General features: G+C 37.4%; 11 protein-coding genes and 1 pseudogene. 8 read left to right on the top strand and 4 right to left on the bottom strand.

The genetic code is table 11. The features are described 5' to 3' along the window. The coding region (locus tag AC1DND_RS13555; protein ID WP_477582311.1) for a YqgE/AlgH family protein at positions 1–452 on the bottom strand (452 nt) is incomplete at its 3' end. Between the two features lie 46 nt (positions 453–498). Between AC1DND_RS13555 and pdxH the strand changes: the two genes are divergently transcribed. The 4 genes from pdxH to AC1DND_RS13535 all read left to right on the top strand — a co-directional run bounded on the left by pdxH (position 499) and on the right by AC1DND_RS13535 (position 4,793). Further along, positions 499–972, top strand: coding sequence for a pyridoxamine 5'-phosphate oxidase (pdxH, locus tag AC1DND_RS13550; protein WP_477582310.1), 474 nt, complete (start codon positions 499–501; stop codon positions 970–972). Positions 973–1,055: 83 nt separating this feature from the next. Further along, positions 1,056–1,949: a 3-hydroxybutyryl-CoA dehydrogenase gene (locus tag AC1DND_RS13545; protein ID WP_477582308.1), complete on the top strand. Its 894-nt coding sequence runs from the start codon at positions 1,056–1,058 to the stop codon at positions 1,947–1,949. A gap of 31 nt (positions 1,950–1,980) precedes the next feature. Next, a complete protein-coding gene (ruvB, locus tag AC1DND_RS13540) occupies positions 1,981–3,003 on the top strand; it encodes a Holliday junction branch migration DNA helicase RuvB (RefSeq protein ID WP_029277907.1) in 1,023 nt (340 codons plus the stop codon). A gap of 281 nt (positions 3,004–3,284) precedes the next feature. Beyond that, positions 3,285–4,793 (top strand): bifunctional GNAT family N-acetyltransferase/carbon-nitrogen hydrolase family protein, encoded by a 1,509-nt coding sequence (locus tag AC1DND_RS13535; RefSeq protein ID WP_029277909.1) that lies wholly within the window; start codon positions 3,285–3,287, stop codon positions 4,791–4,793. A 62-nt stretch (positions 4,794–4,855) separates the two neighbouring features. Here the strand turns inward: AC1DND_RS13535 and AC1DND_RS13530 are convergent, their stop codons facing one another. Continuing rightward, positions 4,856–5,062: a hypothetical protein gene (locus AC1DND_RS13530; protein ID WP_477582305.1), complete on the bottom strand. Its 207-nt coding sequence runs from the start codon at positions 5,060–5,062 to the stop codon at positions 4,856–4,858. A gap of 138 nt (positions 5,063–5,200) precedes the next feature. Between AC1DND_RS13530 and queG the strand changes: the two genes are divergently transcribed. The 3 genes from queG to AC1DND_RS13515 are packed head-to-tail and all read left to right on the top strand — an operon-like array spanning position 5,201 to position 6,753. Next, positions 5,201–6,136: a tRNA epoxyqueuosine(34) reductase QueG gene (queG, locus tag AC1DND_RS13525; RefSeq protein ID WP_477582313.1), complete on the top strand. Its 936-nt coding sequence runs from the start codon at positions 5,201–5,203 to the stop codon at positions 6,134–6,136. Positions 6,137–6,163: 27 nt separating this feature from the next. Beyond that, positions 6,164–6,367 (top strand): type II toxin-antitoxin system VapB family antitoxin, encoded by a 204-nt coding sequence (gene vapB, locus AC1DND_RS13520; protein WP_116250987.1) that lies wholly within the window; start codon positions 6,164–6,166, stop codon positions 6,365–6,367. Continuing rightward, positions 6,367–6,753: a type II toxin-antitoxin system VapC family toxin gene (locus AC1DND_RS13515; RefSeq protein WP_477582303.1), complete on the top strand. Its 387-nt coding sequence runs from the start codon at positions 6,367–6,369 to the stop codon at positions 6,751–6,753. The genes vapB and AC1DND_RS13515 overlap by 1 nt, the downstream gene beginning before the upstream one ends. Positions 6,754–6,914: 161 nt before the next feature. Here AC1DND_RS13515 and AC1DND_RS13510 read toward each other — a convergent pair whose 3' ends face one another. Both AC1DND_RS13510 and AC1DND_RS13505 read right to left on the bottom strand, forming a co-directional pair. Beyond that, a complete protein-coding gene (locus tag AC1DND_RS13510; protein WP_477582302.1) occupies positions 6,915–8,366 on the bottom strand; it encodes a M1 family aminopeptidase in 1,452 nt (483 codons plus the stop codon). A 188-nt stretch (positions 8,367–8,554) separates the two neighbouring features. Beyond that, positions 8,555–9,508 carry an exonuclease domain-containing protein gene (locus AC1DND_RS13505; protein WP_477582300.1) on the bottom strand — a complete coding sequence of 318 codons (954 nt, stop codon included), beginning with the start codon at positions 9,506–9,508 and terminating at the stop codon, positions 8,555–8,557. 184 nt (positions 9,509–9,692) lie between these two features. Between AC1DND_RS13505 and AC1DND_RS13500 the strand changes: the two are divergent. Next, positions 9,693–10,422, top strand: a pseudogene (locus AC1DND_RS13500) (DUF3857 domain-containing protein); the annotation flags it as partial.

Raw genomic sequence — 10,422 nt, 5'->3', positions numbered from 1 at the left:
GGATTAAAGGTATCGCTCACCATCCAGGCGTTCTGCTCTATTTCGCGATCGAGCTGTCCATGGCCCCAGCCAGAGTAGCCCATAAAAAATTTTATTTCCTCAGCGCTTATGGCATTGGTATTTAAAAGGATTTTAAGTGTTTCAAAATTCCCACCCCAATACAGTCCATTCCCAATAGGCTCACCACTCTGTAGTTTATCATAACTACGATGAATGAAATGTAAGGTATCTGCAGCAACAGGTCCGCCAAAATAAATGTAGTTTTTTGCATCCCATAAATCTTGTATCACATCATTCAGCATAAGATTACCTACCTGGTTAAGTATATAACCTACAGTTCCATCATCGCCATGCTCTGTTAATAGCACAACAGATCTTTTAAAATTAGGATCGGCCATAAATGGCTCTGAGATGAGCAAGCGGCCTGTTTTAGGTTTTATATTGTTCAGCATGATGATAATCATTTGTTACACCGTAAAAGATGTCTATTTTTGTTAAATGCAAGTTACAAATGAATTTCTACAAAACCTGCGCCAAGATTACAAAAGCGCTTTGCTGGATGAATCTGACGTTGATCAAGACCCAATTATCCAGTTTAAAAAGTGGTTTCAACATGCTGTTGATGCCCAGATATACGAACCCAATGTAATGACTTTAGCTACAGCCGATAAAGCCGGCAGACCCGATGCCCGTATTGTTTTACTTAAAGGCGTTGATACAGATGGATTTAGATTTTTTACGAATTACCTAAGTGCTAAAGGAAAAGAGCTAAAACGTAATCCATACGCAGCTTTAGTATTTTTCTGGCCTGAATTGGAAAGACAGGTGAGGATCGAAGGAACGGTAGAAAAACTAGATAAGGAAACTTCCGAAGAATATTTCAATACGAGGCCAATTGACAGTCAGATTGGAGCCGTAGCCTCTCCACAGAGCCAGGTTATTCCAAACAGAGCATTTTTAGAAGAAAAATAATAAATAGAGATCGGGCTATCCGGCAAGATCTCTATTTTAACTAATCGTTTACTATTAAATTCTCTTTTTTTAATCTCTTAAAGATGAAACAAATCGCAGTTATAGGATCTGGCACGATGGGAAATGGCATCGCTCATACCTTTGCACAATTCAATTATCAAGTCAACCTGATTGATATTAATCAAGCTGCATTGGATAGGGCCATACAAACCATTACCAAAAATTTAGACAGACAGGTTGCCAAAGCCACATTAACAGAAGATCAGAAAGCGGCCGCTCTTAATAACATCACCACCTATACCTCAATAAAGGATGGCGTTCAAAGTTCCGATTTAATTGTAGAAGCCGCTACCGAAAATGTGGACTTAAAACTGAAGATTTTTAAGGATTTAGATGAGTACGCACCTGCACATGCTATTCTGGCTTCTAATACCTCCTCTATTTCCATTACGCAGATTGCTGCCATAACCGGTAGAGGTGATAAGGTAATCGGGATGCACTTTATGAACCCTGTTCCGGTAATGAAGCTAGTAGAAGTAATAAGAGGTTATGCCACCAGTGATGAAACAACCAGTACTATTATGTCGCTATCGCAAAGTTTGGAGAAAGTTCCTGTTGAGGTAAATGATTATCCGGGTTTTGTGGCTAACCGCATTTTAATGCCAATGATTAACGAGGCCATTTACACTCTGTATGAAGGCGTTGCAGGCGTTTATGAAATCGATACCGTAATGAAACTTGGAATGGCACATCCGATGGGGCCCTTGCAGTTAGCCGATTTTATTGGTCTGGATGTTTGTTTGGCAATATTAAAAGTATTGAACGACGGTTTTGGTAATCCTAAATACGCACCATGTCCATTATTGGTAAATATGGTTGCTGCAGGTAAAAAAGGTAGTAAAACTGGCGAAGGTTTTTATAAATATACTGCCGGATCAAAAGATCTTGTCGTTTCTGATAAATTTAAAAAATCCTAATTTTTTTAGCATTTAATTTTATATTTGCTGTATGAATGAGAATCTGGATCCTGAAGCAAGCAACCTAAGCCCAACCGATCGTGATATTGAAAGGGTTTTAAGGCCACAGGCTTTTGAAGATTTTACGGGACAGGAAAAAGTGATGGAAAATCTGAAGATTTTTGTTCAGGCGGCGAAACTCCGTGGTGAGGCTTTAGATCACGTTCTTTTGCATGGTCCTCCCGGATTAGGTAAAACCACACTCTCTCATATCATTGCCAATGAAATGGCTACTGGCATCAAAGTAACCTCTGGTCCGGTATTAGACAAACCTGGCGATTTGGCTGGTTTATTAACCGGCTTGGATGAAGGCGATATCCTTTTTATTGATGAGATCCATCGTTTATCTCCTCTTGTGGAAGAATATCTATACTCTGCCATGGAAGATTTTAAAATCGATATTATGCTCGAAACTGGCCCGAATGCCCGTTCTGTACAGATTTCGCTTAATCCTTTTACTTTAGTAGGTGCTACCACCCGCTCCGGATTGTTGACTGCTCCGTTAAGGGCACGCTTTGGCATCAATGCCCGCCTGGCTTACTATGACGCTAAATTGCTAACCACAATTGTGCTACGCTCTTCTGATATATTAAAAACGCCGATCAGTGATGAAGGTGCCTACGAAATTGCCCGCCGTAGCCGTGGCACGCCCCGTATTGCCAATGCACTTCTACGGAGAACAAGAGATTTTGCGCAGATTAAAGGAAACGGAAATATCGATACTGAAATTGCCCGCTATGCCCTCAATGCATTAAATGTAGATGAACATGGCTTGGATGAAATGGACAACAGGATCCTGGTTACCATTATCGATAAATTTAAAGGCGGTCCGGTAGGTTTAAAAACCATTGCGACAGCTGTTGGAGAAGATGAAGGTACTATTGAGGAGGTTTATGAGCCGTTTTTGATTCAAGAGGGATATATTATGCGTACTTCACGGGGTAGAGAAGTTACCGAAGCGGCTTACAAGCACTTAAAGAAAAATTATCCAGGCCAAACCGGGAAGCTGTTTTAATACAAGATTGTTTCTTGCCAAATCGTCATTTCGACTGAAGTGCAACGGAATGGAGAAATCTATTGTCGTTTTATAAACGATTTCTCTTCTATGATTGAATAAAAAAAAAGACCCTGAAATGAATTCAGGGTGACGTTACTCGGGTTACTATTGCATCAAATCAAACATTCCGTCCTCCTGATCCGATAGCTTTCGGATTTGTTTCAGGATCTTCTAAGAAATATACAATCCATCTGAACATTTAAGCCCTTTTGGTGTTCATAACATAGAAATCAAACATTATGAATATTGAATTACGTAAACTAACGCTCGAAGATTACGAAGATCTTAAAGAATCGATGCTCCAGGCCTACGACAGTATGGGTGGTTCCATCTGGCCAAAATCAAGTATTGCAAAACTTTTAAATATTTTCCCAGAAGGACAGCTCTGTATCGCTGTTGATGATAAGGTTGTAGCCTGTTCATTAGCCATTATTGTAGAGTACGACGAATATGGAGATCGGCATACCTACAAGTTGATCACTGGTGATTATTCTTTTACGACACACGATCCAAACGGCGACACCCTCTATGGAATCGAAATTTTCGTGCACCCTGACTTCCGTGGTTTGCGCTTGGGAAGAAGGTTATATGAGGCACGTAAAGAACTCTGCGAAAGCCTAAATCTAAAAAGCATTATTGCCGGTGGCAGAATTCCGGGTTATCACCAATATGCAGAACAGCTTAGCCCAAGGCAGTATATAGACAAGGTAAAAGCAAAAGAAATTTACGATCCTACATTGACTTTCCAGATCTCTAATGATTTTCACGTAAGAAAAGTATTGAAAAACTATTTACCTGGTGATAAAGAATCAAAAGAGTATGCTACCTTAATTGAGTGGAATAACATTTATTATCAAGGTATTGATGCTTCAGCCCGTTCGGCAATGACCATCCGTTTGGGTTTGGTGCAATGGGAAATGCGTTTATTCCCCAATATGGATGCATTTTATGAGCAAGTAGAGTTTTTTGTTGATGCGCTAAGTGGTTACAAATCAGATTTCGTGATGTTCCCTGAGCTATTCAACACGCCCTTACTGCAACCTTATAATCATTTGCCAGAGATTGAGGCCATGCGCAAACTCGCCGAAAAAACAGAAGAGATTGTACAAAAAATGCATGAGTATTCCTTGAGCTACAATACTAACATCATTACAGGCAGTATGCCACTTATTGAGGATGGCAAACTTTATAATGCCACTTACCTTTGTCACCGTACCGGTAAAATAGACGAGTATAGAAAAATCCACATTACACCGAATGAGCAAAAATATTATGGTATGATCGGTGGCGATAAAGTACAGGTATTTGATACCGATTGTGGTAAAGTGGGCATTTTGATCTGTTACGATGTAGAATTCCCTGAATTAAGCCGCATTTATGCCGATCAGGGCATGCAGATTTTATTTGTACCATTCTTAACGGATACACAGAATGGTTATACACGTGTTCGCCATTGCGCACAAGCAAGAGCTATAGAAAACGAATGTTATGTGGCCATTGCAGGCTGCGTGGGCAATTTACCGAAGGTAAACAACATGGACATCCAGTTCGCGCAATCGGCAGTTTTTACACCTTCTGATTTCGCTTTCCCTACCAATGCCATAAAAGCAGAAGCTACGCCAAATACGGAGATGGTTTTAGTGGTAGATGTTGACCTGCATTTACTAGACGAACTGCACCACTATGGAACAGTAAAAGTGCTAAAAGACAGGCGGAAAGACCTTTATCAGGTTAAACTATTAAAATAAAAACACATAAAAAATGCCGGTCAAATTAATTTACCGGCATTTTCATTTTAATCTAAAGCTAATTATTTTCTCATCACAAACCATATAATCAAACCAATGATAATGGCTATCGGTAAAACCCATTTTAAGGCTTGACCGCCACCGTTTTCATCTTTCTCAGTAACGGCAGGTTTTGCCGGCCCCGGGTTTTCTTTATGACTTTCGTAATCTTTTTCGATCGGTTTAGGAGCTGCTCCTGATTCCGTATGTTGTGGATCTATATTTTCCATAGCTAATACTCTAAAAGTTCGTCCTTTCCTAGTGTAATTTCAATCAGGATGAACCATAATTAATTAATTTAGTTTCTGTATTTAGAACAAGTGATTAATGAAAATGTTTTAAATCCTAAGCCTTATCTTTGCAGATCGGTGTACAACAATTCTGCAAAATATAGCCAACTCATCAAAGATGAAGCCCTGCGTTTGGGTTTTATGGCCTGTGGCATTTCAAAAGCTGAATTTCTTGAAGAAGAGGCACCAAGGTTRGAAAAATGGCTGAATCAAAACCGCCATGGTGAAATGAAATATATGGAAAATTATTTCGATAAACGCCTCGACCCCAGACTTTTAGTTGAGGACGCAAAATCAGTAATTTCCTTATCCTTAAACTATTATACAGAAGAAAAACAATCAGATCCTGATGCGCCAAAAATTTCCAAATATGCGTACGGACAAGATTACCATACAGTAATAAAAGATAAATTAAAGGAATTAACTCATTTTATTGAAGAAAACATTGGTGAGGTTTCGGGAAGGGCATTTGTAGATTCTGCTCCGGTTTTAGATCGTGCCTGGGCGAAAAAATCGGGTATTGGCTGGATTGGTAAAAATTCTAACCTGATCAGTAAAACTGATGGTTCCTTTTTTTTTCTTGCAGAGTTGATTGTTGATCTGGAGCTAGATTACGATCACCCATATCAAGCTGATTATTGCGGAAGCTGCACAAGATGTTTAGATGCCTGCCCAACTGATGCCATTATTGCACCTCAGGTTGTAGATGGAACCAAATGTATCTCCTACCTCACCATTGAGCTGAAAAATGAAATTCCCAATGAGTTTAAAGATAAAATGAGCAACTGGATGTTCGGTTGTGATATCTGTCAGGATGTTTGCCCATGGAATCGTTTCTCTAAAGCACACAATGAAGAAGCTTTTAAGCCTGAGAACGGCTTACTGGATTTGAACGCAAAAGATCTGACTGAAATTACAGATGATGTTTTTAAAAAGGTCTTTAAAGGATCGGCAGTTAAGCGCACTAAATTCTCCGGACTAAAAAGGAATATCGATTTTCTGAAACCTGAATAGTCACAAATCTTTTTTATATTTGATATTATGACTGACATTCAATTATATACAAAATTAGCAGACTTACCTACCGGGCTAAAAAAAAGGGTATCAGATTATATTGATTCTTTAATGGCAAAAGAGAAATCAATTGATAAATCAAAAAAAAGAGTATCTGGTTTAGGGAAAGGTCTAATTAGCATAAAGGATAATTTTAATGATCCTATTGAAGGTTTTGAAGATTACCTATAATGAATCTTTTACTTGACACGCATATTGTAATCTGGTTTATCACTAATGATGATAAACTTTCAAAAAAAGTCAAAGATCTTATTGAAGATTCAAAAAACAAGTGTTTTGTTAGTATAGCTAGTTATTGGGAATTATCCATTAAATATGCTCTAGGAAGGTTGAATTTAAATTCAACAATTGAAGAAATATTTAATATTATAGAAAAAAGTGGATTTGACATACTACCTATTACATTGAATCATATCATCCAACTTTCAAAGCTACAGCATTTCCATAATGATCCTTTTGATAGATTGATGATATCTCAATCAATTACTGAAAATCTAAGCTTAGTAAGCAATGACAATTATTTTCCAGCTTATAAAATACAACTCATTAATCAATAATGCGTTATACTCAATTTATTTCAGCATCCACAATCAAAGAATTAAGTTTAATAGATCCTGAAACAAGTTCATTATGACGATCGCCATAAAACTTACCTATGTTAAGGAAGTCAAGTTTTTGGGCGATTTGCTCAGTTCAACTTAACTTCCTCCGTATTCATCTAATTCAATGAAAAACCATTATCGCTTTTCACTTTATCAGGGGTGTGTGGGTTTCCCATCACTACTTTTGATAATTTCTTGCTTGTTTTTATATTTATTTTCACTTGCGTATCCCCTTTTTCCCAAACACCAATAGTGTTATGGTTATTTTCGACAGAACCATCGTCATAAGTCAGGGATAAATCGATTGGCAACGGCTTAACGCTTTTGTTCTCAATGGTAATTGTATATCCACTTGATGTTTTGTCAACTGCTTTAATAGCCATATCGGTAACGCCATCTTCAAAAAACCAGTCTTTCCAGAACCAGTTTAAATTTTTACCGCTTCCCTCATTCATGCTATTAAAGAAATCGTATGGCATCGGGTGTTTACCATTCCAGTTTTTAATATAAGTATGCAAAGCTTTGGTAAACAGTTCATCTCCTAGGTAATCTTTAACAAACAAATAAGCCAAACCTGGTTTAGGGTACGAATTGGTAAAAGATCCTGATCCTTTTAAATCTGGTGTTAAAGTCATTATTGGGGTATCATCTTTGCCGCCAGATGACGAAGCAGTAGGTTGTACGCCGTATTCATCAACAATTGTAGAATCAATCATCGGAGAAATCAACCACTCGCCTATTGTGGCCCAACCTTCGTCCATCCAACCATATTTTGTCTCATTTATGCCCATGTAAAAAGGAAACATAGTATGAAAAATTTCATGGTCGGTTAAAGTAATCGCATCTGTGCGGTTATCAACCGGGTTATCGTTCACCATCATTGGGTATTCCATTTGGTCCAAACCATCGAATATCGTTTCATGATTGTATGGAAAAGGCCATTTAGGAAAAGTATAACTCATGGCTTCAACCGTTTTACGGGCGAAATCAATCACTTCGTAATAATCTTTATGTTTTGGATTAAAAACAGCATCAACACGGGTTCTTCTTTTTGTTTTAGGATCAACTACTAAACTGCTCGATTTCCACAGGTAATGATCGCTTAGCGCAAATACAAAATCAGTAACGTTTTTAGCCTCGAATTTAAAGGTATTAAAAGCATTCTGCTGAGTTACTTTTTTATCAGCTAAATCTTTGTCGGTAATCACATCAATTACAGCGTCATTTTTTTCGGCAGATAACATTCTGGAAACAATATCTTTCTGGAAAACTTCTGAAGGGTTTTTCAGGTCGCCGGTTGCCCAAACTCCATATCCACCTGGAACCGTAATTGAAGCATTGAACTGGTCAAAATCGTTATAAAACTCCTCAGCTCCTGTGTAAGGGAATTTATTCCACCCGTCTACATCATCATAAACCGCAATACGCGGGAAAAAGTAAGCCACGAAATGAGATCCCTCATCTACCTGACCTGTACGCATATGCGATCCTTTATTTAAAGTATAGCTATAATCTATAGAAAAGCTAATGGTTCTGCCAGGAACAACCGCAGGAACATTCACCGTCATATTGGTTCCATCAATTTTAAAATCAGTGATTGACTTTCCGTTCGTTGCGCATTAGCGTAAAACGCTGTACACAATAAAAGGCTAAATATTTTTATAGATTTCATTTTTTGAGTTTAGGGCAAAGCGCTTTGCGCATAGCGTAATCTTATCTTTTAATAAAAAATCAATATTAACCGATTAACCAAAATCTACTTACCAAACTTCATTTTCAACTGCTCCAACATATCTGTATTAATCGGCTGTGCAGGTTTTTCTGTCTTTGGTTGAGGTTTCTGTTGATATTGAGGTTTATTGGCAGGTGTATTATTTTGAGGTCGTGCTGCCCTGTTCTCATTTTTCTTTACATTGAATTTTGCCCACTCCTCATCTAATTTCTTCTTTGTGTACAAGGGGAAATCGCCATTCTTCATCCAGGCATAATAACTAGGTTCTACTGAAAATACCTGTGCTGTTGTTTTACCTTTATGTTTACCAAAATTGAAACACACTTCATCATTATCATTATACACCAATCTACCAGCAAAATCTACCGGTTTATTAATATTGGTAAAAATATGCAGTGCATCTACGTCATTTACAACGGGAATACTTTTTACACCTTGTTTRCTCTCAAACTCGGTTTCTTTGTACATTTCTAACTGTCCAAGTAAAACCTTATAAGTGGCAATAACATCTGCTTCTGCAGCATGTGCATTAATTAAATCTTCCTGACAATAGAATTTATAAGCCGCTTTTAAGGTACGTTGCTCCATTTGATGGAATATATTCTGTACATCAACAAACTTGCGGTTATTCATATCAAAATCTACTTCAGCTCTTAAAAATTCTTCTAAAAGCATCGGGATATCAAATTTATTCGAATTGTATCCCGCCAGATCACTTTCTCCAATAAATTCGGCAATTTCGGCTGCCAAAGTTTTAAAGGTAGGCTCGTTTGCAATGTCTTCATCATAAATACCGTGTATTAACGAAGTTTGCAAAGGAATCGGCATTTCTGGATTTACACGCCAGGTTTTAACCAGTTCAGAACCATCTGGCATGGCTTTTAAAATCGCTATTTCAACGATTCTGTCGGCTCCAACATTAATTCCAGTAGCTTCTAAATCAAAAAATGCTAATGGGCGCTTTAAATTTAATTTCATTTCTTATGATGTGAGATTGGCGACATTAGATTTGAATCGGAATGTCAAATTCTTTTTTTTCAAAAGTGCTAAAAAGGTTTCATTAGTTCTGTAAAACAGCTTTATTAATTTATAAATTTAATTGTCAAATTATTTCAGAATGTTAGTTTGTAGGATTAAATTGCGACAATTTATATACGCTCAAATGAATAAGACATTAGCCATACTATTCCTCCTATTTTTATCATTAACTACTCATGCTCAAAACTTTGACTTTGGCGCAATCACTTATGATGATTACGAATTCGACAGAAAAAAATTAGACAGTAATGCCAACGCTATTGTTTTAAAAGAGTTTGGTACAGCATCTATCCAAAGGGATGATAATACTGGAAGTTTAGAACTGATTTTTGAGCACCATGTGAAAATCAAAATCTATAATAAAGAAGGCTTTAAGGAAGCTAATATTGTTATTCCAACCTATAAAGACGAATCTCGCGAAGAAACGATCAATGATTTAAAAGCTTCTACTTTTAATTATGTAAACAATAATTTTGTAGAAACCGTAATGGACAGAAAGGCTGTTTTCACTGAAAACCGGTCAAAATACACCAGACTAACCAAGTTTACGCTTCCAAACCTCAAAGAAGGCGCTATAATTGAATATAGTTATAGGTTAAAATCGCCCAACTTATTTAATTTCAAAACATGGGAATTTCAAAGCAGCATTCCAAAGGTGATTAGCGAATATTTGGTTTACATCCCAGGCATTTACAATTACAATGTTTCCTTACGTGGATTTCAAAAACTGACGGATCAAAAAGCAGAACTGAGCAAAGAATGTTTAAGGCTTTCAGGCGTAGCTATCGATTGCTCAAAAATCAACTACATGATGAAAAACATTCCGGCATTTATCGAAGAGGATAACATGACCG

This window comes from Pedobacter sp. 01N416 (assembly GCF_056399685.1).
Note: the sequence above shows the minus strand (reverse complement) of the source record. Positions and strands in the feature narration are given on the sequence as shown.

Excerpts from the sequence above, each read along its gene's own strand:
- pdxH (WP_477582310.1), top strand. The coding sequence starts at position 499 with ATGCAAGTTACAAATGAATTTCTACAAAACCTGCGCCAAGATTACAAA.
- AC1DND_RS13545 (WP_477582308.1), top strand. The coding sequence starts at position 1,056 with ATGAAACAAATCGCAGTTATAGGATCTGGCACGATGGGAAATGGCATC.
- ruvB (WP_029277907.1), top strand. The coding sequence starts at position 1,981 with ATGAATGAGAATCTGGATCCTGAAGCAAGCAACCTAAGCCCAACCGAT.
- AC1DND_RS13535 (WP_029277909.1), top strand. The coding sequence starts at position 3,285 with ATGAATATTGAATTACGTAAACTAACGCTCGAAGATTACGAAGATCTT.
- AC1DND_RS13530 (WP_477582305.1), bottom strand. The coding sequence starts at position 5,062 with ATGGAAAATATAGATCCACAACATACGGAATCAGGAGCAGCTCCTAAA.
- vapB (WP_116250987.1), top strand. The coding sequence starts at position 6,164 with ATGACTGACATTCAATTATATACAAAATTAGCAGACTTACCTACCGGG.
- AC1DND_RS13515 (WP_477582303.1), top strand. The coding sequence starts at position 6,367 with ATGAATCTTTTACTTGACACGCATATTGTAATCTGGTTTATCACTAAT.
- AC1DND_RS13510 (WP_477582302.1), bottom strand. The coding sequence starts at position 8,366 with ATGACGGTGAATGTTCCTGCGGTTGTTCCTGGCAGAACCATTAGCTTT.